This is a genomic window from Novosphingobium sp., assembly GCF_040079535.1.
Classification (GTDB): domain Bacteria; phylum Pseudomonadota; class Alphaproteobacteria; order Sphingomonadales; family Sphingomonadaceae; genus Novosphingobium.
The window spans coordinates 1-21,860 of record NZ_JBEBKB010000013.1; the positions used below are offsets into that span (position 1 = coordinate 1).

The window sequence follows — 21,860 nt, forward strand, 5'->3', positions numbered from 1 at the left end:
TAGGATTGCGGCTGGACCGGCGGCGGCGCGGGCGGCGGCGCGATATAGACCGGCGGCGGGGCGGGGATCATTTCGATAACCAGCGGAGCAGTGATCACCACCGGCGCTGGCACAAGCTTCACGGTCTTGCACTTGGTAACCTTGCGGCCCTTTACCTTGGTGGTGGTGCAAACCCGCTTGGTGGTGGCCGCGGCGGCGGCTTTCTTGCGGGTGGCCGCCTTTTTCTTGCTCTTCGGCTTGGCTTTGGCGGTTGCGGCCTGGGCCTGTCCGGCGGTGCTTAAAGCCTGGGCCAAGCCAAACGGCAAAGGCGCGTCTGGCGCCACGGCCAACGGAACTATCGCCGCCAAAGGCAGCGCAAACCAGGCCATCGCCCGCCCAGAGACCGATTTTCTGAACCGCGTATCAATCATGCAAAGCCCCTAAATATTCCAACAAAAGCAAACCAGATCCGCGCAGCCCGGATCCGAATTTGCGCCGTGCTAACTGTCGCAACACTGAACGCCTTGTGCTTTTGCGCCACGGTTCTGGTGTACTGTTTGATGGAGCGCGCGCGGCCCGTCCCTATTGAGTGCGAATTCGCACCGGCACAAAACTTGTCCGGCTGGTTACGCGCGCTTTCTGGGCGGCTTCCTCGGCTGCGACCCGTGCCTTCGATGCCTTGATTTCGGCTTCGAAAACCGGCGCGAATTTCTTTCCGACCATCCCGATGACCTCGTTGGTTGACATATCGGGGTTCAGGTTCTGCTGCGAAACCGCTTCAAGTTGGGCGAGGAAGGAAATGGCTTTGACCTTGTCGAGGCAGATCTTGTCCGAGCATTGCTTTGACCACCACAGGGTCCAGAAGGTGCCAAACGATTTGGCGGCATTGGTAGTCTGGCGTTTTTGGGAATCGTCGATTACGGATTTGGCTTCGGCATCGGCGCCGCCCAGGTAATCGAGGATCGCCTTGTCCTGGATGGTCAGCGCCGGGTTTGCATCGTGCTTGTGGCGCGCGCCATAGATCCGGCCCTGGCGGATAAACCTGATCCCGAACTGGCAGGTTTCATCGGCACACTCACCAATATAGCGGGCCTCAAATGCATCGCCCCAATTGGCCAGATCGGTATCAAAGCCGGCTTCGGCAGCTTCCAGTTCAACATGCCCGTTCGGGGAATAGACGTAGCGGCGCTTGCAGGCGGTGCCGGCGTGGCAGCCAAAGGCCACACCCTCTGCCGGGATCGTTAGCGAAAGCTGCGGGAACCAGACCGGGAAATCCCAATTGTGCGACCAGACTGCAACATCCACGAACAGCCGCGCATTGATCCCTGGCGTAACGTTCAGGCCAAGGCTGTATGTGGGATCGCCGATCGAAAAGCTGCTTGATTGATCCTTGGCCCTGATCCCCAGCGGGATTTTCTGGCCCGAAGTGCTGATCACCGTATCGGTGTTGTTCTGATAGTCGTGGACGGTAAATGTCAGGCTGTCGGAAACCAGCATGATCTTGACAGCGGGAAAGACCTGCGCGCCCACCACGCCAAAATTGCCAGCGCCGCCAATCAGATCGATATCGGTAAAGACCTTGTCCATGCTCGGCCCGGTGCCAGAACCAGGAACCGGCGGGGTAAACTGGCCGTCCTTGAAATCGTCTTCCAGAAACGTCGTGAAATCGAATTCGACCGGAATGTCGATGTTGGCCGATCCGGCAAAGGGCAGGCTATAGCCAGCGCCGGCATGGGCGCTGAATTGGGCGACAAATTCCTTGCCGTCATAGATTCTGGCTTGATCCAGGCCTGCGTCCGAATAGTCCTGCGGACTGCCATTGATCGGATGATAATCAGCCCTTAGCGATGCGGTTGCATTCGCCGGGTTTTCCGGATCTGGATCATAGCTGTAGGTTCCGCCCAGTGTAACCGGAAAGCGCAGTCCAAGGGCATAGTTGAACCCGGCATGGACTTCGGCGTAGTATGTGGTCTTGCAGCCCAGCACACACATCTTGATCGATTTCTCGATCCGCATTGACCATTCATAGTCTTTGCCCATCGTAAAACCAGTCAGGTAGATGTGATCTGCAATCGGTGCGGACGCACTGACGGCAGTCTTGGTTTCAGGTTCCGGGGGCGATGACGGCGCCGCGGTGAAGTTGAATTTCGCGCCAAATGCCGGATTGACGCTGAGCGCCTTGGGCACAAAAAGCACCTGCTCGATCGATGTATCGCCAGAATTGACGATCTCTGTCTTGAGCTGATCGTCGCTCATCGCATCAAGCCGGTCAGCGGTGCCGGGACCCAGCTCTGCATCGAAATTGGCGCGCTGGGCCGGATCGGCCAATGCCGCCCGGATTGACTTGACCTGGTTATCAAGCTCCGCCGCCAGTTTTGCCGATTGGGCATTGGCGGCCGCAAGCGCCTCGGCGCGCATGGCTGGATCGGCTACGTAATGCGGATCGGCTGGATTGGAGAAAGCCGCCGGCCGCGCAGCCAATGGCAGCGCCTTGGCGCAGGCAAGGCCGGTCTGCGCCAGGCGGGCCCGCCGGCTGCTGTCAGTGCAGGTTCCAGGGTTGATCCGGTAGGTCATGAAACTGCGGATAACCAGGCCCTGGCTGACTTCGGTGATCTGGAGATCATCCGAAATCATCACCGCCAGATCAGGTGCCGCGCGAACCCGCTGGGCCACGTTTGGAAGCGCCTGGGGATTGTCGAAAACAGGCGAGAGATTGAGCTGCGCGCTGCCCAGTGTGACGATGGGGTTGGCCCGCAGCTGCGGCAATTGATACCGTCGAACCACCGGCAACGCGCGCATCACCGCAGAGCTTGTACTGCGCCGCATCGTGACCGAGCCGGGCACATCGCCGCCAGACATTGCTGCTGGCCGGACAATCTCGGTCTGCCGAATAGCCGCTGGGCTGATCAGAATGGGCGTTGGGCTTGCGGTGCGGACCTGAACCGGACGCATCCGAAACGGCCGCACAACCGGCGGCGGCGCTGGCGCGGGCTGCGTTGCGGTTCTGATCGGAGGTGCCGATGGGGCGGGGCGCCTGATAGTTGCAGGCGGAAGCGCTGGTGCCGGGGTGGGCTCAGCGCTCGGCTCGCTGGTTGGTGTCGCTTCAGGAGCAGGCACCGGGATCCGTTGAAGCCGGACTTGCGGCGGCGCAGGGGCGGCTTCCTGGGCAGCGGCGGGAACCAGCTCAAGCAGGGAAAGGCCCAGAACAGCGCCCATTCCCACCAACGACCAACGAACTGCGCGCATGATCTCTCTCCCGGTGCTAGGGCAAGACAGGGAAAGTGGGCCAATGCAACCGTAAACGGGGCTGCAAACCCGCTTGCCCATGTGTCTTGCGCATGACGTGGCGACACGCGTTGCCCGCACGCTTTTGGTGGGTGGCTGCCAATGGTTAGGTGCTTGGCCCCGCCATTGCAAGCAGCCCTTGCGCTACCCGAACAGATGTGGAACAGCGCAGGCCATGTCTCTTTCCCATATCGTTGTGCGCGGCGCGCGCGAACATAACCTCAAAGGCTTTGACGTCACGCTGCCGCGTGACAGTCTGATCGTGATCACCGGGCTTTCGGGCAGCGGCAAAAGCAGCCTGGCTTTCGATACGATCTATGCCGAAGGGCAGCGCCGGTATGTTGAGAGCCTGTCGGCCTATGCCCGCCAGTTTCTTGAGATGATGCAGAAGCCCGATGTTGAACATATTGATGGGCTTTCGCCCGCGATCAGCATCGAGCAGAAGACCACCAGCCGCAATCCGCGCTCTACCGTCGCCACGGTAACCGAGATCTATGATTATATGCGGCTGCTGTGGGCGCGGGTCGGCGTGCCCTACTCGCCCGCCACCGGCCTTCCGATCGCGGCGCAAACAGTCAGCCAGATGGTTGACCGGGTGATGACGCTGCCAGAGGGGACGCGGGCCTATCTGCTGGCCCCCGCCGTGCGCGGCCGCAAGGGCGAATACCGTAAGGAGCTGGCCGAATGGCAGAAGGCCGGCTTTACCCGCGTGCGGATCGATGGCGCGCTTTACGCGGTTGAAGATGCCCCCGCGCTCGACAAGAAATACAAGCATGACATCGAGGTGGTGGTTGATCGAATCGCGGTGAAGGGCGGCATCGAAACCCGGCTGGCCGACAGTTTTGAGCAGGCCCTGAAACTGGCCGATGGCCTGGTCTATCTCGATCTGGTCGATGGCGTGGTTCCGGGCCGCGAGGCTGAGGAAGCGGGCGGCGCAATGAAGGGCGCCGGCCTCCCATCAAACCGGATCGTCTTCAGCGAAAAGTTCGCCTGCCCGGTCAGCGGTTTCACGATTGAAAGCCTTGAGCCGCGGCTGTTCAGCTTCAACGCGCCGATGGGGGCCTGCCCCGCCTGCGATGGGCTGGGCGAAAAGCTGTTGTTCGATCCGCAGCTGGTGGTGCCTAATGAAGCGCTCAGCCTTAAGCAGGGCGCGGTGGTGCCGTGGGCCAAAAGCAACCCACCTTCACCCTATTACATGCAGGTGTTGAGCTCACTCGCCGCCGAATTCGGCTTTAGCCTGGATACACCGTGGCAGGATCTTTCGGCCGAAGTGCGGATCGTGATTCTGCACGGCACTGCCGGACGTCCGGTCGGCCTGACGTTCACCGATGGCAAGAAAAGCTACACGGTGCAAAAGGCCTTCGAAGGGGTGATCGGCAACCTGAACCGCCGCCTGTTGCAAACCGAAAGCGCCTGGATGCGTGAAGAGCTGAGCAAGTTCCAAACCGCGCAGCCGTGCGAGACCTGCGAGGGGAAAAGGCTCAAGCCTGAGGCGCTGAGCGTAAAGGTGGCGGGCGAAGACATCAGCACCATCACCATGCTTTCGGTGGCGGCGGCGGTGCAATGGTTTCTGGATCTGGATGCCCAGCTGACCAGCCAGCAAAGCCAGATTGCCAAGGCGATCCTCAAGGAAATCAACGAACGGCTGGGCTTCCTCAACAACGTCGGGCTCGATTACCTTAATCTCAGCCGGACCAGCGGCACGCTGAGCGGCGGGGAAAGCCAGCGGATCCGGCTGGCCAGCCAGATCGGCAGCGGGCTTTCGGGTGTGCTCTATGTGCTGGATGAGCCCAGCATCGGCCTGCACCAGCGCGACAATGACCGGCTGCTCGAAACGCTCAAGCGGCTGCGCGATCTGGGCAATACGGTGATCGTGGTAGAGCACGATGAGGACGCGATCCGCCATGCCGATCATATCGTCGATCTGGGCCCGGGCGCCGGGGTCCATGGGGGGCATATCGTTGCGCAAGGCAGCCTCGCCGATATCCTGGCCAGCACAGAAAGCCTGACCGGCCAGTACCTGTCTGGCGCAAGGGCCATCGAAGTGCCCAAACAGCGCCGCACGGGCAACGGCCACCAAATTACCGTCCACGGCGCGCGGGCCAACAACCTGCGCAATGTCACCGTTTCGATCCCGCTGGGCACGTTCACCTGCATCACCGGCCTTTCAGGCAGCGGCAAAAGCAGCCTCACGCTTGATACGCTTTACGCCGGGGCCGCGCGCGCGCTCAATGGCGCGCGGGTGATCGCGGGGCCGCATGACAAGATCACCGGGCTGGAAATGTGCGACAAGGTGATCGAGATTGACCAGAGCCCAATCGGCCGCACCCCGCGCAGCAACCCCGCCACCTATACCGGCGCCTTCACCCAGATCCGCGATTGGTTTGCGGGCCTGCCCGAAAGCGCCGCGCGCGGATACAAGGCCGGCCGGTTCAGCTTCAACGTCAAGGGCGGGCGCTGCGAAAAGTGCCAGGGCGACGGCCTGATCAAGATCGAGATGCACTTCCTGCCCGATGTTTATGTGACGTGCGAGGAATGCAGCGGCAAGCGCTACAACCGCGAAACGCTGGAAGTGAAGTTCAAGGGCCACTCAATCGCCGATGTGCTTGATATGACAATCGAGGATGCCGAGGAATTCTTCAAGGCCGTCCCCCCGATCCGTGACAAGATGCACATGCTGAACGAGGTTGGCCTGGGCTATGTCAAGGTTGGCCAGCAGGCCACGACTTTGAGCGGGGGAGAGGCGCAGCGGGTCAAATTGGCCAAGGAGCTCAGCCGCCGCTCAACCGGGCAAACGCTCTATATCCTTGATGAACCAACCACCGGCTTGCACTTCGAAGACGTGCGAAAGCTGCTGGAGGTGTTGCAAAGGCTGGTCGATCAGGGCAATTCGGTGGTGGTGATCGAACACAACCTCGATGTGATCAAGGTGGCAGACTGGGTGATCGATCTGGGTCCAGAAGGCGGCGTGCGCGGCGGGCTGGTGGTGGCCGAGGGGACGCCAGAGGCGGTTGCGGCCAACAAGAAGAGCTACACGGGCGGCTATCTCAAGGCGCTGTTGGCACGCTGAGGCGGGGCTTATCCCGGGGATAGGCTATTGCTCGTCCCCGTCCGGCGGTGCCGCTTTGAGGATGATGAAAGTAACGCCGTAGCCCTGCGTTACTCCTCGTCGTCAAAGCCCAGGCATCCGCGGTTGTGCAGCCCGGCGATGAGGCAAAGCTGCGCATCTGACCCGGCATCGACCACAATCGCATCCGTCCCGCAAAGCTGCTCTGCCAAGCCTGATAAATCGCCCGCGCATTCATAGCTTTCGCCATCCACGAACAGCACCGCGCCGCCGGCTTGTCGGATAAACGAAAAACGGCTGGCGGGATTGCGGCACAGGATTTGGCCATCGGCCACCATTTTGCTCAAGTCGGCAACGGCCAGCGGCACTTCAGGCGCCCAATCGATTTCGGGATATTTGGGGGCGCTGTTGTATTCCCCAAACCACCGCGCGAAGGCCGCCTTATCGCTCATCGCTTCGGTCACCATCGCATGCAGGGCGGCAATTGCCGGGGCGGTTATTTCACCCGGATTGGCCTGTTCAGCCAGCCCCGGATCGCCATAGCGATCATCGCTGGACAAATCCTCCATCAAGGACTGGCACCAGTGGCCAACAAGTTCAGCGCGCGAAGGGGCCCGGAAGCCAACCGAATAGGTCATGCAATCATCACCCATCGCAACGCCATTATGCGCATAGCCGGGCGGGACATAGAGGATGTCGCCGGGCTCAAGCACCCATTCGTCAGTCGCTTCGAATTCAGCAAGCAACCGCAGGTCTTCGTGCGGCAACAGTTCGGTCGTCTCATCGCAGCGCTTGCCCACTTGCCAGCGCCGTTTACCAAGGCCCTGGATCAGGAACACGTCATACTGATCAAAATGCGGCCCGACCCCGCCCCCGTCGGTGGCATAGCTGACCATAACATCGTCGATCCGCCAATTGGGTACAAAGCGAAACGGCTCGATCAGGGCGGCAACCGCGGGCACCTGATGATCGACCGCTTGCACCAGCAGCGTCCATGGCCTGTCCCCCAGGGCGGCAAACCGATCTTCGGCAAAGGGGCCGTCCTCAAGCACCCAGTCACCCGCCCCCCCTATTACCAGCCGGGCTTCGATCTCATCCTCGCAAGCAAGACCAGCCAGTTCATCCGGTTCCAGCGGATTGGACCAAGCCAGCCATGCCCCGCGGATTACCATCGGTTGCTGCTGCCAACTGTCGCGGCGGAATGCTTCGCTATCGAAATTATGAAACTGCATGGACCCTCGCCTGGTGCATCAACGCTTATGCCGCCCTAGCGCAATAAGATCGGGATGTCCTGAAGAGGAAACTGGTGCCGCTTTGGGGCTATGAACACCCGGCCTCATTATAACGCAATTGCGGTGTCTGGCGGGGCGGGGCTTATCCGCTTGGCACTTGGTTGCGGACGGGATAGCCCTTGGCGCGAAACGCGAATCCACTTGCCGAGGGGCCACTATGTCTGACTGGATCGAACAACTTGAACGGCTGACCCAACTGCACAAGGCGGGGGCGCTGACCGATCAGGAGTTTGCGGCGCAGAAGGCCCGGGTGCTGGCCATGGCCGATACGCCCGATGCGCCGGCTGCGGCCCCTGTCGCTCCGGTAGCGCCGGCAATTCCCGATGCGGCGCCGGCCTGGGATAGCCCGGCCTATGCTGAGGAGCCGGCGCGGCGCACGGCGATGGGGTGGGCGCTGCTGGCCTTGCCGGTGGCTGCGCTGCTGGCGGCGGCGGCATGGTTTGGATCGACGCTGGTGGGCGGCAAGGTTGATCCCGAATTGAGTGGCGGTTCGATCGCGACACCGGTTGCCAGCGATGCCGCGCTGGCCAGTGCTGCGCCAACGCAGGAAGCGCCCTTGCCGGCCGCGCTCGATGGCTCGCTGGCTTTTGCCGCAGCCAACAATTGCAAGGCGGCGGGCGCGCTCGAGGCGATTTACAAGAAGCTCGATTCGGCGGCGGATCTGGGCAGCGGCAAAGGCATCACCGTAAGGCTTGATGCGTTTGAAAACCCGCTGGCGCTGAATGTGAAGAACAGCATTGCGGCCGATGGGATGGAAACCAAGCACGCCTGGCTGCGCTTTCCCGAAGGCACCACCTGGCACGGGCTGAAGCTGAGCCGGCTGACCAGCACCGCCACGATCGTACCGGAAAGCGATGGCGGGTATGAGCGGACGATGACCTTCCTTGATCAGCCCGACAAGGTCCGCACAACGCTGGCCCGGCTGGGCTTTGGAGCGCCGCGCGCGCCGGACTATGCCGAGCTGAGCGATGATGGCTGCGGCGGATCGATGCAGATCGTGGCGATCAGCGGCGGATCGGCGCTATCGTGCAACTGGGGTTGCTGAGCGCGCCTTGGCCGCGCCGCTGCGCCTGATCCGCCTGCGTGATTGCGCAGAGGAACCATGGCGCAACGGGGCCGGGCGCACGCGCACGCTGTGGTCTGGACAAGACGCGCGGATCAGCGTGGCGGCGCTTGATCGGGCTGCGCCGTTCTCTGCCTTCGCAGGGGTTGATCGGACCTTTTGCCTGCTGGGGCCAGACCGGGTGACGCTGATCGTTGATGGTGCGGAACGGAAATTGGCACCGGGTGACTGGACCAGCTTTGCGGGCGAGGCGGCGGCGGCGGTGCGGCTGGAAGGCGGCGCGGTGCAGGCGCTCAACGTAATGACCACGCGCGGCACCGCGCAGCATGCGGTGCAGCGCGCGGCTGGCCCGGCCGATGCCGCGATGCTGGTGGCGCTGGCCGGGGACGGGGCATGGTATGAAGCGGGCGATCTGTTGCTGCCACCCTATCCCGCTGCACTGGCGGGATCGTTCCTGGCGGTGCGGATATATTGAAGGCCGGGAGGATATCCGCCCGGCCTTCAAGTTGTTGCATGGATGATGGCCCTTAGTCAGCCAAAGCCAGCGCCTCATACCGCTCAAGGTGATAGTCGGCCCCGCCAAACTGGTTCTCAAGCATCGTCGCGCGCTTGAAGTAGTGGCCGATGCCAAGCTCCATCGTGATCCCGATCCCGCCGTGGGTCTGGACCGCGCTCTGCCCGACGAACTTCAGGCTGCGGGCAATCTTGGACTTGGCGGCAGACACCGCAACCTTGCGGGCATGGGCCTGCTCACCCAGACGCAGAGTGCCCATCAGGCTCATCGAGGCGATCTGCTCGGCCTCAACCAGCATATCAGCCATGCGGTGTTGCAGCGCCTGGAATTTGCCGATCGGCTGGCCAAATTGTTTGCGCTGCTGGGTATATTCCACCGTCTGGGCCAGCATGGTGCGGGCGATGCCGGTGGCTTCGGCGCAGATCGCCATGGTGCACTGATCGACCACTTGTTCGATCAGCTCGATCCCGCCGGTCAGCCGCGCTTCACCGGGGATGGCGACGTTTTCAAAATAGACTTCGCTAGCGCGGAAGCCATCGACCGTGGGATAATCGCGGCGTGAAATCCCGGCGCTGCCCGCCTCAACCAGAAACAGCTCCACGCCATCGCGCTCACGCCGGCCGCCGCCAGTGCGGGCGCTGACCAGCAGGTGGGTGGCCCAGGACGCTCCATAAACCACAGACTTATGGCCGTTCAGGACAAAGCCCGCGCCATCTGCCTTGGCGCTGGTGCCGATATCCGCCAGGTTATAGCGGCCCTGCGGCTCGGCATAGGCAAACGCGATCAGGCAATCGCCGCTGATGATCTGGGGGATAGTCGCCTTGGCCAGCGCGCCGCCCGAAGCCGTCAATGCACCGCCGCCGGCCACCACGGTTTGCAACCAAGGCTCGATCGCGATGACCTTGCCCAGCTCCTCCATCATGATCATGTTTTCGATTGCCCCGCCGCCCATGCCGCCGTGTTCTTCGGCAAAGGGTGCGCAGGTCAGCCCCAGTTCGGCTGACAGCGCCTTCCAGATGCCAGGATCGCGGCCTTCAGGGCTGGCCAGCATCTTCTGCCGGGCATCGAAAGAGTATGTATCGTTCAGGAACTTCGCCAGCGTATCGCGCAGCATGTCCTGGGTTTCGGTTGTGCTCAGGTCCATTGTCGTCAGTTCCTCAAAGCCCAAGAACCATCTTGGCGATCACATTGCGCTGGATCTCGTTCGATCCGCCATAGATCGTGGTCTTGCGGGCGTTGTAATACGTAGGGGCGGCGCGATTGGCCCAGGCCGGGCCGATCGGATGTTCGTTATCGCCCTCACCAAAGCCGCGGAAATAGGGCGCACCATAATGCCCGGCCATTTCCAGCGTCAGTTCGGTCAGCCGCTGCTGAATTTCGCTGCCCTTGATCTTAAGCACCGAACTTTCCGGCCCCGGACCCCGGCCTGCCGCCATTCCGGCCAGCGTGCGCAGTTCGGTATATTCCAGCGCAGCAAGATCAATTTCAAGCTCTGCCACCTTGCGTTTGAAGAACGGGTTGGCCAGCAATGACCGGTCCCCTTCCATCTCGGTTTTGGCGATATCCTTGATCCGTTCGATCGATCGTTTGGACGATGCGACCCCGGCAATCCCGACGCGTTCGTGGGCGAGCAGGAACTTGGCGCAGGTCCAGCCCTTGTTCTCATCAAACACCCGGTTGCTCACCGGAACGCGGACATTGTCGAGGAACACTTCGTTGACTTCGTGTTCACCGCCCAGCGTGATGATCGGGCGCACGGTGATCCCCGGGCTCTTCATGTCGATCAACAGGAACGATATGCCTTCCTGCATCTTGGCATCGGGATCGGTCCGGACCAGGAAAAATCCCCAATCGGCATGCTGGGCCAGCGTGGTCCAGGTTTTCTGGCCGTTGACCACATATTCGTCGCCGTCCCGTTCTGCCTTGGTGCGCAGCGAAGCCAGATCCGAACCAGAGCCCGGCTCTGAATAACCCTGGCACCACCAATCCTCACCCGAGAGGATCCGGGGCAGGAAATGCGCCTTTTGTTCGGGTGTGCCGAATGCGTAGATCACCGGGCCAACCATGCTGAGCCCGAACGGCAGCAGCCGGATACAATCGGCCCGCGCGGTTTCTTCGGACCAGATGTAGCGCTGGGTCTGGGTCCAGCCAGTGCCGCCATACTCAACCGGCCAGGCCGGGGCGACCCAGCCCTGCTTGTGGAGCACACGATGCCAGGCCAGGAAATCATCCTTGCCCAATTCCTCACCCTCATCCTGCTTTCCGCGCAGCTGCGCGGGATAATGATCGGCGATAAAAGTCCGTACCTCGTCACGAAAGGCGAGGTCTTCGGGGCTGAATTCGAGGTCCATGGCAGCTCTCCAGATCCGTTGTTGGGGGCAGATTGGCGCAGGTTTGGCCGCTCTGCAAGCGCGCGTTTCAATGACCTGCCCGTTGGCGCTACCCTTAATCGCAAGGGCAAACATGCCGTTATCCATCGGGCCCGCTGCGTGACCTTACGGCAAGGCGGGAGTGAGAAGGATGGAGCCCGAAATGGACCGCGACAACGTACTGCAAATGCGCCGCAGCAATCGCCATGCATTGATCTTGCCGGCCAAGTGCCGAACCCGCAGCGGGTTCCTCGATCACGTGGTTATCTCGGATATTTCTGCAGGTGGCTGCCGAATCGACTCGCTGGGCCTGGTCATGGGCGTGGGCGATCTGGTGGTTGTCCGGCCCGAGGGCCTTGAAGGCCTGTGCGGGGTGATCCGCTGGATCAAGGGCCACTCGGCCGGGATCGAATTTGAACGGCCGCTTTATCCTGCGGTGGTTGAACATTTGCACCGCACGTTCCTGCGCCTTCTTACCCCGCAGCGGCTGGCCGCATTACCAGGAAAATTGCGGCTGGCGGCTTGATCCATTCCCGCTGAGGCTTGCCGCCCTGAGATGGCGTGCTAGGCTGGTGTCCGGTTCAAAAACCGGGAGATCACACCAGCCATGCGTCCAGCCATCACCATCTCAATCATCGCCGCGCTGGCGCTTTCCGCCTGCGGCCAATCCAGCGACAGCAATTCCGGCGCAGGGAAAGACGGCGCAGGGGATAGGCCCGGGATCACCATCCCGGACGGCAATCTGGCTGATGCGGATTTCCGCGTAAAGGCCGGCCAATACCGGACAACCGTTTCGATCCAGAAGGTCGTTGCCGAAGGGCTGCCGCCGCAAATCACCGCGGCGATGCCCAAGCAGCAGAGCTTTGAATACTGCATCACGCCCGAACAATCTGCGGCCGGGCTGGAAGGCGTGAAGCAGCAAATGGCTAAGGGAAATTGCCAATACGAAAGCTTCCAGGCCTCGGGCGGCAAGGTCGATGCAGTATTTACCTGCAATTCGGGCCGGGGGATGGATATGCGGGCCACGTCGCACGGAACCTATTCCGATAGTGGATCCGATGTGGCCGTGGTGGGCGATATGGTGATGGCTGGCGGCAAATCGGTCCACGTCGAACAAAGCGTCAGGGCCGAACGGATCGGAGACTGCGCTAAGTAAGACTTTGTAGTTTCGCTTGACTTGCCAGCCCGGCTGGTGTGGCTTCAGCCCAGACCGCAACCGGATCTGCGGCTAGTCTTGAAGGGGAAGCACAATGAAATACGTCAGCATGGCAGTGATGGGCCTGATCGCAGGTGCCTTGGCCAAAATGTTCTATATCGGTGACAATGGAAATGGCTGGCTGATGACCATGGTTGTCGGCCTGGTTGGCTCGTTTGGCGCCGGGTTTGTCGGCTCAATGCTTGATAAAGAGCCAGGCACGCAACTTAAGCCAGCTGGTTTCCTGATGTCGGTAGCAGGCGCGATGGTAACTATTTTTCTGGCCAAGATGTTCGGCCTGCAGCTTTAAAAATTGCACAAATATTGCTGGCGGGGCGGGGCGCTTGCGTCTCGCCCCGCTTCGTTGATGCTGTATTAAAGGGCGGATGAGGCTCCAATGAAACGGATTTTCGATTTTACCGATGCCATTGCCCGCCGTCCCGGCCATAGCGTGGTGGGCGGATTGCGCGCAGGCGGCGGGGCTGATCCGGTGCTGGCCGATGTGCTGTCTGAACACGGCAGCTATGTCGCCGCGCTGCGGGCTGCCGGGCTGGCGGTGACTGAGCTGGAGCCGTTGGAAGACTATCCTGACGCGATTTTTGTTGAAGATCCCGCGCTGGTCTTCACCCAGGGCGCGGTCTTGCTGCGGCCCGGCGCGCCAAGCCGTGAAGCAGAGGGCGCGTTCTTGCGCAGCGAACTGGCGGCGCGGTTTCCGGTAGTGCTTGAACAGACCGATGGTTATGCCGATGGCGGCGATGTGCTGGTGATGCCAGACGGTGCATTTATCGGCCTTTCGGCGCGGACTGACAGCGATGGCGCCGAATGCCTTAAAGGCTTGCTGGGCCAGCTGGGGATTGCGGCGACAATCGCGGCCACTCCGCCCGAAGTGCTCCACCTCAAGACTGCCAGCTCGTTGGTGGATGAGGAAACCGTGCTGGCAACAAGGGCGCTTTCCGCCAGCGGAATCTACGCAAATTACCGGGTGCTGGAAGTGCCGGCAGAAGAGGTTGGCGGGGCCAATGTGCTGCGGCTTGGTGACTGCATTCTGGTCGGTGCCGGCTATCCGCGGTTGATTGAACTGCTGGATGGCTTTGGCGCAAAGGTAATCGCCATGCCCAATGCTGCAATCGCAATGATCGATGCCGGTTTCACCTGCATGTCATTGCGTTGGCGGGCGCAAGCATGACGCAAATCGCCTATTTGTCCTGCAACAAAGACCCGATAGCCTGACCAATATATTCTGCCGTTCAAGGAGCTTGCCGATGCAACCGATCAAGATCTATCTGCCGCTTGTCTTGATGGCGGGCGCGATTGGCCTGGCTGCCACCACGGCGCAGGCGCAATTTGGCGGCGTGACCGGGGCGGTCAGGCATCTGCCGGTGAAAGCCCCCGGGATTCCAAATATCCTAAGCGGGCCGCAGCCGATCTCAACCAACATCAAGGATGCAATCTGGGGCGATCCATCGACCGACGGGTTTACACCGCCCGGCCAGCCCAGACAGCTGACCAGCCTTCCGCGCAGCCCGCAGGGCGGGTTTGTGCTGGGGCCGGGTTACTACATCATGCACGCGCAAAGTTATTGCCTGCATGCCGGCACCCACGGGCCGGGCGGCGGTGATGGCTATCTGCTGGGCCCGGTCAAGGGTTCGGCCAAGGATGCGGTGACCAGCATCCTTCAGAATTCGGTCGCCCATCCGGAAATCGCACAGCATGATATCCAACTGCTGTTGTGGGCAATCGTTGCCCGCGCCAAATTTGAACAGCTTGATCCCAAACTTAAGGCAGTGGCGGCCAAACTGCTGAGCGCCAGGCAGCTCGCCGGGCTCAACCGGTCTGCGCTGAGCGTGCTGACCAATCCGCAACTGGCCTCGATCACCGGCGGAATGCCCGGCCCGGTTCGCACCGTGATCGAAGCTGAGAGCCGGATGCGCGGGATGCTGACTACGCCGGGATCAAGTTATGCCGATATCGAACGCGTGGCGGTGCTGGGCGGGGTCGCCCCGCGCGGTCCGGGCAGTCTGGATTTGCCGGCCACACGCTGGTCCAAGCATCCTGATGGCTATTGGGTGCGCTATAAGCCCAATGGCTATTCCAACACCTGGGTTGAAGTGTGGGTGCCGCCAAGCAGCAAGGGCGTGGGCAAGGTCTATGATCCGGGCACCGCGATCGCCGTGCCGGTCAACACCGCGCGGCAACGCCTGGCGCAATCAGGGCGGATTTACACGAAGTAGGCCGCCCGGATTTGTTCGCAAGTGCCGCAAGCGCTTGACTCTTCACCGCCAAGCGTCAGTCATGGCGGTGAAGGGGACGCAACTGGATGAGCCAATCGCCGCCATGCTTTGACGAGATGTTTGCTGAGGATGGAAGCGTGCGTCCGGCCTATGCCGGCTATCGTGAATGGCTGCATGGTCAGGATGCCCCGGCATTGCGGCGCAAGGCGCAAGAGGCTGAGACTACCTTCCGCCGCACTGGCATCACTTTCAACGTCTATGGTGACAATGCCGGGGAAGAGCGGCTGATCCCGTTCGATATGGTGCCGCGGATCATCAGTGCGCGCGAATGGCGCAAGCTGACCAAGGGAATTGAGCAGCGGGTAACTGCGCTCAACGCGTTCCTGCACGATATCTACCACCGGCAGGAGATCGTCCGATCGGGCCGGGTGCCGCAGCGATTGATCGAACAGAACGCCGCGTTCTTGCCGCAGATGGTGGGAATGGATGTGCCCGGCGGGGTCTATACCCACATCGTCGGGATCGATCTGGTTCGCACCGGGCCAGATGATTTCATGGTGCTGGAAGACAACGCCCGCACCCCTTCGGGTGTGTCTTACATGCTCGAAAATCGCGAAACCATGATGGCGATGTTTCCGGAATTGTTCACGAAAGTGAATGTGCGCGGGGTTTCAGACTATCCCCGCCGCCTTGCCAAAAGCCTGGCCGCTTGTGCACCGCGCTGCGCCGGGGATCGGCCGACCGTGGCGGTGCTGACGCCGGGGATCTACAACTCAGCCTATTTTGAACATGCTTTCCTGGCCGATCAGATGGGTGCCGAGCTGGTTGAAGGAAGCGATCTCAGGGTAGTTGATGGCCGGGTCGCGATGCGCACTACGCGGGGGTATGAGCCGATCGACGTGCTCTATCGCCGGGTCGATGATGATTACCTCGATCCACTCAGCTTCAATCCGGCCAGCAAACTTGGCGTTCCGGGGATCATGGATATCTACCGGGCCGGCGGGATCACCATTGCCAACGCGCCTGGCACCGGAATTGCCGATGACAAGGCGATCTATTCGTTCATGCCCGAAATTGTGGAATTCTATACCGGCGAGAAGCCGATCCTTTCCAACGTGCCAACCTGGCGCTGCTCTGAAAAAGATAGCCTGGCCTATGTCCTGGATCACCTGGCTGAACTGGTGGTCAAGGAGGTCCACGGATCGGGCGGCTATGGCATGCTGATCGGGCCGACCAGCTCGAAAAAGGAAATCGAGGCTTTCGCCGCCAAACTGCGCGCCAAGCCTGATAACTATATCGCCCAGCCAACCCTGGCGTTGTCGACCGTTCCGATCTTTGCCAAATCGGGCCTTTCGCCGCGCCACGTTGATCTGCGCCCATTCGTGCTGGTTTCACCCAAGGGTATCGATATTACCCCGGGCGGACTGACCCGGGTCGCGCTCAAACAGGGATCGCTGGTGGTCAATTCGTCCCAAGGCGGCGGGACCAAGGATAGCTGGGTGCTGGAAGACTGATGCTGGGCCGGACCGCCAATGGGGCCTTCTGGATGGCCCGCTATCTCGAACGCGCAGAGAATACCGCGCGGCTGATCGAGGCTGGTTTCCGCATGGCGCTTACCCGCGATGCTGCGATGGCGCATGCGGAATGGCGCTCGGTTATCGCCACTCTGGGCCAGACCAGTGGTTTTGAGGCGGCCTATGGCCCGGACTATGCGGGCGAGCGGGTGTGGAACTTCCTGCTGCGCGACAAGAGTAACCCGGGATCGGTTCTGGCCCAGATCGAAGGCGCAAGAACCAATGCCCGGGGGGTGCGCACCGCGCTGACCCGCGAGGTGTGGGAAGCGATCAACGAGGCCTGGATGGTGCTGAAGGATGCGCTGGCCCGGCCGGTGCGCGAACCCGCACTTGGCCAGGTTCTGGCCGCGATCCGCCGCCAGGCCACACAAGTTCGCGGTGCGTTGGATGGCACCATGCTGCGTAACGAGAATTACAACTTCACCCGGCTGGGGACCTTTATTGAGCGCGGTGATAGCACCGCCCGGATCCTCGACGTGAAGTACTATGTGTTGCTGCCTTCGCTGGCATGGGTCGGTTCAAGCCTTGACAATGTTCAATGGGAATCGGTCCTGCGCGCTGTTTCTGGAGAACGCGCCTATCGCTGGCTCAACGCCGGGGTGATGGATCCCAAGGGGATTGCCGAATTCCTGCTGCTAGATCGCCGGTTCCCGCGCAGCTTGCACTTCTGCGTTGATAAGCTGCGCTCAAATCTGGCGGGTCTGGCGCATCAGTATGGACATGAAGCTTCGGTTCACGAATTGCTCCGTGGGCTGGGCACGCGGTTCCATGAAACCAGCATCGAAATGGTGTTTGAAGGCGGATTGCACGAATTTATCCAGGACTTCATCGCATGCAACCAACAGGTGGCCCAGGCGATTGAGCGTGATTACAGGTTCTACAAGTGATGCGCCTGCGGATTGAACACACCACCCGGTATGAATATTCAAAGCCGGTTGCGCATGGCCTGCAGCGGCTGCGGCTGACCCCAAAGAGCACTCAGGGGCAAAAGGTTCTGGGTTGGCAAATGGACCTGACAGGCGGGCGGGTTGAAGCCGAATATGAAGATCACAACTGCAACCGCACCACGCTGATCTCAGTAGAGCCGGGCAGCACAGGGATATCGGTCCATTGCCACGGACTGGTCGCAACCTCTGGCAGTTCGGGGGTGATTGGCCAGCATTCGGGGCACATGCCGATGTGGTCATTTCTGGGCCAATCCGCACTGACCCGGCCCGGCCCGAAAGTGCGCGCAATCATGGCCGCGGTCGATTTGCCGCGCAGTGATGTTCTGGCGATGCTCCACCGGCTTTCGGCGCTGGTGCTGGAAAATGTCAGATATGCCCCCGGTGAAACCGAGGTGCATACCGCGGCAGAGGAAGCCGCCGCATTGGGGATGGGGGTCTGTCAGGATCATGCCCATATCTTCATTGGCGCGGCCCGCGCGCTGGGCGTTCCGGCGCGCTATGTTTCAGGCTACCTGATGATGAACGACCGGATCGAACAGGAAGCAACCCACGCCTGGACCGAAGTCCATGTTGATGGGCTTGGCTGGGTTGGCTTTGATGTTTCCAACGGGATCAGCCCTGATGAACGCTATGTGCGGGTGGCCACGGGCCGCGATTACCGCGAGGCCGCTCCGATCACCGGGCTAAGCTACGGAGCTGGGGAAAGCTTGCTTCAAGTCCGTCTGGCGGTTGAACAGCAGCACGCAGACCAGTAGGCACTGGCGAAAGGGGATCGCTGAAGTGACCTATTGTGTTGGTATGATGCTCGATAAAGGGCTGGTAATGATGAGCGATACCCGGACCAATTCGGGTGTCGATAATATTTCTGTGTTCCGCAAAATGTTCCAGTGGTCGGTCCCGGGTGAGCGGTTCATCTCGATCATGACTGCCGGAAATCTGGCCACCACCCAATCGGTCGTCAGCCAGATCGAGGAACGCAGCAAGGCCCATGCCGATCGGCACAATTCGCTGCTGGAAGCAGAAACGATGTTTCAGGCCGCAACCCAGGTTGGCGCGTTGCTGCGCGATACGATCCTGGCCTGCAACAAACAAAATGGTGAGGAAGCGGCCGGAACCTTCACTGCATCGATAATACTTGCCGGACAGATCAAGGGCGGCGAACCGCGCCTGTTCCTGATCTATCCCGAAGGCAATTTCATCGAAGCCTGCTTTGATACGCCGTTCTTCCAGATCGGTGAGACAAAATACGGCCGTCCGATCATCATCCGCGGCTATGATCGCGACATGAGCTTCGAAGATGCGGTCAAGCTGCTGATGGTCAGCTTTGATTCGACCATCAAAGCCAACCTCTCGGTCGGGCTGCCGCTTGATCTGCTGGTGGTGGAAAAGGATACGTTCGAACCCGCGCACCAGCGCCGGATCACCGCGCAGGATCCATACTACCAATCGGTTTCCGCCGGGTGGAGCGAGGCGCTGAAACAGGCTTTCCATTCCTTGCCTGATTACAGCATGTTCAGCGAATGAACGGCGCAGTGGCGGAAGTGCAGTTGCCGCCCGGCGCGCTGCTTGAACGTTACCGGGCCGGTGGCGGCCATGTCGATTGTTATGTGGCCGAAGTGCCGCGAAGTGTCGATCTGGGCCAGTTGATTACAGCATTCTACACCAGCCGCGCTTTCCGGCCCGAACGCTGGCTGCTTGGTGCGTTGCTGGGGAAAAGGGCTGGGGACGATGATGTGGCCCAGCTTGCATCAGGCCAGGCGGCGCGCTTTTCGGCCTGGACGGTTGAATCCCGGCAAGGCGACGAAATTCTGCTGTGCGATTTTCAGGGCCGGACCCGCTCGTGGCTTATGGTCATGCCGATTGAAGGAGGCACCCGGCTGCACTTCGGCTCGGCTGTGGTGCCGTCAGCGTCGTCTGCCGATAGGGCCATATTCAGCCTGTTGCTTGGCTTTCACCGGTTCTACTCGCGGTTGCTGCTGGGCAGTGCGGTTGGTAGGCTATGAACAATGGCTTCTTCGATCGGCGCCAGACAATCGCCGCCGGGCTGGGTGCAGTGCTGGGCAGCTGCGCAAAAGCGACTGAGGCGAAGCCGATGCAGTATGAAATGCCGCTGGAATCTGAACCGCATCAGCGGTGTTTCATGCAATGGCCGGTTAGCCTTGCGGTTTATGATCGGCCTATGCTGGCAAGGGTTCAGGCCGCAATCGCCAAGCTCGCCAACACAATCAGCCGCCATGAACCGGTGGTCATGCTGGCGGATGCCCGCAATGGCAAATTGGCCAGAAAGCTGCTTGGCCCGGCAATCGAGATTTGGGACATCCCGACCGACGATCTGTGGTGCCGGGATTCAGGGCCAACATTCGTGCGGGACGCAGATGGAGGCCTTGCGGTTGCCCACATCCGTTTCAACGGTTGGGGCCGCAAGCAGCCCCACGGCCGCGATGCGCTTGTTGCTGAACGCGTAGCGAAGCGGCTAGGCTTGCCGATAGTTCCCAGCGGTCTGGTCGGGGAACAAGGCGGACTTGAGCACGACGGCGCGGGAACCGTGATGGCCCACGCCAGCAGCTGGGCCAACGCCAACCGCAACCGCATTGCGTTGCCAGAGATTGAAAAGCGGCTGCTTAAGGCAATTGGCGGGCGCAAGATGATCTGGGCACCCGGAATCAAGGGCAAGGATATCACCGATTATCATATCGATGCGCTGGCCCGGTTTGTCGGGCCGGGCAAAGTTTTGATCCAGCTGGGGGCTGAGATTGATCCTGACGATCCGTGGTCAGTCTCAGGCCACCAGACTTTGCGGATACTGGAAAAGGCCCGCGATGCAGATGGCAAGCTGCTGAAGCTTGTGCGCCTGGCCGATCCGGTTGAAACCCGCATTAACGCGCCCGATTTTGTGGCTAGCTATGTCAACTATTACGTGGCCAATGGCGCAGTGATTGCGGCCCAATTTGGCGATAAAGCGGCTGATGGCCGCGCCCGCGAGGTGCTGCAAGGGCTCTATCCAGGAAGGGTTGTCGAAATGATCGAGGTTGATGCGATCGGCGAAAGCGGCGGCGGTATCCACTGTGCAACCCAGCAGCAACCAAAGGCCCAGCCATGAGCAAGCCGGCGGCATCGCCAATCAGATGGCTTGAACGCCATGCGCCTGCGATACAAGCAATGACAGGCTTGATTACGATGCTGATCGCGGTCTTGGCGCTGATCGGGGTGAAGTGGCAGATTGATGCCTCGGCCCGATTGCAACAGGAACAATCGGCGCGCGATATCTACCGCGAATACCTGAACCTTTCGATTGCCCGCCCGGAACTGGCCAATCCGGATTATTGCGCGATCCGCGATACTGTGCAGCATGCGGGCTATGAAAACTATGTCGAATACCTGCTCTATACCGGCGATCAATTGCTTACGGCATCTGCGCTGTGGGAGCCGACATTGAACGAACATCTGATCCCGCACCGCGAATATCTGTGTGCCCAGCAGGATTGGTCTGATGATACACCCCAGATTCGCGGGTTGATGACGCGCTTTCAGGCCGGGCAGTGCAAGGGTTTTGTCAGTGCCTGCAAGGATTAACGGCAAACCGCCTTGCCGCCCAATTCCAGATGCAGGTGATCGCGGTGCGCGGCGTTGTAGGCCGGGCCCAGCACGGTGCCAAAACGCTTGCAGGCGCTGGTGTGGATCGCGCTGAAAAAGCGGCGCACGGCCGGGCTCTTGTCCGCCCAGTTGCCTGCAACGGTTATCCGCCGGCCATCGGCCAGGACAAATCCTGAAACGTCGATGGCATTGGCCGTGGCATGAGCGCTGCGGCGCGAAGAGCCGGCAACATTGCGGCAATTGTAGCTGCCCATCGTCTCGATCCGGACCAGCCGGCTGCCCAGAATCTGCTGGGCGGCGCGGTCTGCACCAAAGCGGGCCCATCCGGCAAATGTATCGGCCAGCGGGCAGGCCACCGGCCCAAGCCCAACCAGCGCCAGATTGGCGTCATCGCCCTTCAGGCTGGAAAGCCTGACCGTGCCAAGCGTTGAACAACCCGCGCCATAATATTCATCGCGCAGCGGGGTAAAGCTGGCGCGCTTGTTGCCCAGATCAGACAGGCAGGCGCGGGTCTTTGGACTTACTGCCACTGCTTGGCTCGGTCGCTGGGTCGCCTGGCGCTGCGGCTCTGACCCGCCGGGAATCATCTGGCAGGCCGATAGCGACATCGCAAACAAAGGGATGAACAAGGCTACGCGCATGCCCGCAAAGGTGCCATGAAAATGGTTAACGAGAACCACCATGCCGCGGTTGACCCGGCGATAATCGGTGAAGCGTGGCGTAATCGGCTTGACTTGCTGCGCTGCAGCA

General features: G+C 61.0%; 21 protein-coding genes. 15 read left to right on the plus strand and 6 right to left on the minus strand.

The window, feature by feature from the left end; genetic code table 11:
• Both ABL914_RS06140 and ABL914_RS06145 read right to left on the minus strand, forming a co-directional pair.
• Positions 1-410: hypothetical protein (locus tag ABL914_RS06140; protein ID WP_391562284.1), on the minus strand; the 410-nt coding region annotated here is incomplete at its 3' end.
• A gap of 151 nt (positions 411-561) precedes the next feature.
• Complete coding sequence (locus ABL914_RS06145; RefSeq protein ID WP_391562285.1) at positions 562-3,225, minus strand: hypothetical protein; 2,664 nt, start codon at positions 3,223-3,225, stop codon at positions 562-564.
• A 214-nt stretch (positions 3,226-3,439) separates the two neighbouring features.
• Here ABL914_RS06145 and uvrA point away from each other — a divergent pair, with 214 nt between their 5' ends.
• Positions 3,440-6,334: an excinuclease ABC subunit UvrA gene (gene uvrA / locus ABL914_RS06150; protein WP_391562286.1), complete on the plus strand. Its 2,895-nt coding sequence runs from the start codon at positions 3,440-3,442 to the stop codon at positions 6,332-6,334.
• Positions 6,335-6,423: 89 nt separating this feature from the next.
• Here uvrA and ABL914_RS06155 read toward each other — a convergent pair whose 3' ends face one another.
• Positions 6,424-7,563: a JmjC domain-containing protein gene (locus tag ABL914_RS06155; protein WP_391562287.1), complete on the minus strand. Its 1,140-nt coding sequence runs from the start codon at positions 7,561-7,563 to the stop codon at positions 6,424-6,426.
• Between the two features lie 217 nt (positions 7,564-7,780).
• Here ABL914_RS06155 and ABL914_RS06160 point away from each other — a divergent pair, with 217 nt between their 5' ends.
• Together ABL914_RS06160 and ABL914_RS06165 are read left to right on the plus strand one after the other, a co-directional pair.
• Positions 7,781-8,668, plus strand: coding sequence for an SHOCT domain-containing protein (locus ABL914_RS06160; protein ID WP_391562288.1), 888 nt, complete (start codon positions 7,781-7,783; stop codon positions 8,666-8,668).
• 7 nt (positions 8,669-8,675) lie between these two features.
• Positions 8,676-9,161: a HutD family protein gene (locus ABL914_RS06165; RefSeq protein ID WP_391562289.1), complete on the plus strand. Its 486-nt coding sequence runs from the start codon at positions 8,676-8,678 to the stop codon at positions 9,159-9,161.
• 52 nt (positions 9,162-9,213) lie between these two features.
• On the opposite strand, the gene ABL914_RS06170 is transcribed toward ABL914_RS06165, so the two are convergent.
• Positions 9,214-10,344, minus strand: coding sequence for an acyl-CoA dehydrogenase family protein (locus ABL914_RS06170; RefSeq protein ID WP_391562290.1), 1,131 nt, complete (start codon positions 10,342-10,344; stop codon positions 9,214-9,216).
• Positions 10,345-10,357: 13 nt separating this feature from the next.
• Positions 10,358-11,551: an acyl-CoA dehydrogenase family protein gene (locus ABL914_RS06175; protein WP_391562291.1), complete on the minus strand. Its 1,194-nt coding sequence runs from the start codon at positions 11,549-11,551 to the stop codon at positions 10,358-10,360.
• Positions 11,552-11,732: 181 nt separating this feature from the next.
• Here ABL914_RS06175 and ABL914_RS06180 point away from each other — a divergent pair, with 181 nt between their 5' ends.
• The 12 genes from ABL914_RS06180 to ABL914_RS06235 all read left to right on the plus strand — a co-directional run bounded on the left by ABL914_RS06180 (position 11,733) and on the right by ABL914_RS06235 (position 21,089).
• Positions 11,733-12,095, plus strand: a complete 363-nt coding sequence (locus tag ABL914_RS06180; protein ID WP_391562292.1) for a PilZ domain-containing protein — start codon at positions 11,733-11,735, stop codon at positions 12,093-12,095.
• 81 nt (positions 12,096-12,176) lie between these two features.
• Entirely contained in the window at positions 12,177-12,725 is a 549-nt protein-coding gene (locus ABL914_RS06185; RefSeq protein WP_391562293.1) for a DUF3617 domain-containing protein, read from the plus strand.
• Between the two features lie 94 nt (positions 12,726-12,819).
• Complete coding sequence (locus tag ABL914_RS06190; RefSeq protein WP_391562294.1) at positions 12,820-13,074, plus strand: GlsB/YeaQ/YmgE family stress response membrane protein; 255 nt, start codon at positions 12,820-12,822, stop codon at positions 13,072-13,074.
• 87 nt (positions 13,075-13,161) lie between these two features.
• Positions 13,162-13,950 carry an arginine deiminase family protein gene (locus tag ABL914_RS06195; protein WP_391562295.1) on the plus strand — a complete coding sequence of 263 codons (789 nt, stop codon included), beginning with the start codon at positions 13,162-13,164 and terminating at the stop codon, positions 13,948-13,950.
• 76 nt (positions 13,951-14,026) lie between these two features.
• A complete protein-coding gene (locus ABL914_RS06200) occupies positions 14,027-14,995 on the plus strand; it encodes a hypothetical protein (protein WP_391562296.1) in 969 nt (322 codons plus the stop codon).
• Positions 14,996-15,081: 86 nt separating this feature from the next.
• Positions 15,082-16,509 carry a circularly permuted type 2 ATP-grasp protein gene (locus ABL914_RS06205; protein ID WP_391562297.1) on the plus strand — a complete coding sequence of 476 codons (1,428 nt, stop codon included), beginning with the start codon at positions 15,082-15,084 and terminating at the stop codon, positions 16,507-16,509.
• The gene (locus tag ABL914_RS06210) at positions 16,509-17,456 is read left to right on the plus strand and encodes an alpha-E domain-containing protein (protein ID WP_391562298.1); all 948 of its coding nucleotides are present in this window, start codon (positions 16,509-16,511) and stop codon (positions 17,454-17,456) included. The genes ABL914_RS06205 and ABL914_RS06210 overlap by 1 nt, the downstream gene beginning before the upstream one ends.
• The gene (locus ABL914_RS06215) at positions 17,456-18,271 is read left to right on the plus strand and encodes a transglutaminase domain-containing protein (protein WP_391562299.1); all 816 of its coding nucleotides are present in this window, start codon (positions 17,456-17,458) and stop codon (positions 18,269-18,271) included. The genes ABL914_RS06210 and ABL914_RS06215 overlap by 1 nt, the downstream gene beginning before the upstream one ends.
• Positions 18,272-18,296: 25 nt before the next feature.
• Positions 18,297-19,040, plus strand: a complete 744-nt coding sequence (locus ABL914_RS06220) for a peptidase (RefSeq protein WP_391562300.1) — start codon at positions 18,297-18,299, stop codon at positions 19,038-19,040.
• Complete coding sequence (locus ABL914_RS06225) at positions 19,037-19,519, plus strand: hypothetical protein (protein ID WP_391562301.1); 483 nt, start codon at positions 19,037-19,039, stop codon at positions 19,517-19,519. Before ABL914_RS06220 ends, ABL914_RS06225 begins: the two co-directional genes overlap by 4 nt.
• Positions 19,516-20,616 carry an agmatine/peptidylarginine deiminase gene (locus ABL914_RS06230; RefSeq protein ID WP_391562302.1) on the plus strand — a complete coding sequence of 367 codons (1,101 nt, stop codon included), beginning with the start codon at positions 19,516-19,518 and terminating at the stop codon, positions 20,614-20,616. Before ABL914_RS06225 ends, ABL914_RS06230 begins: the two co-directional genes overlap by 4 nt.
• A 59-nt stretch (positions 20,617-20,675) precedes the next feature.
• Positions 20,676-21,089, plus strand: coding sequence for a hypothetical protein (locus tag ABL914_RS06235; protein WP_391562303.1), 414 nt, complete (start codon positions 20,676-20,678; stop codon positions 21,087-21,089).
• Here ABL914_RS06235 and ABL914_RS06240 read toward each other — a convergent pair.
• Positions 21,086-21,793 carry an extensin family protein gene (locus ABL914_RS06240; RefSeq protein WP_391562304.1) on the minus strand — a complete coding sequence of 236 codons (708 nt, stop codon included), beginning with the start codon at positions 21,791-21,793 and terminating at the stop codon, positions 21,086-21,088. The genes ABL914_RS06235 and ABL914_RS06240 overlap by 4 nt on opposite strands.
• Positions 21,794-21,860 lie beyond the last annotated feature (67 nt).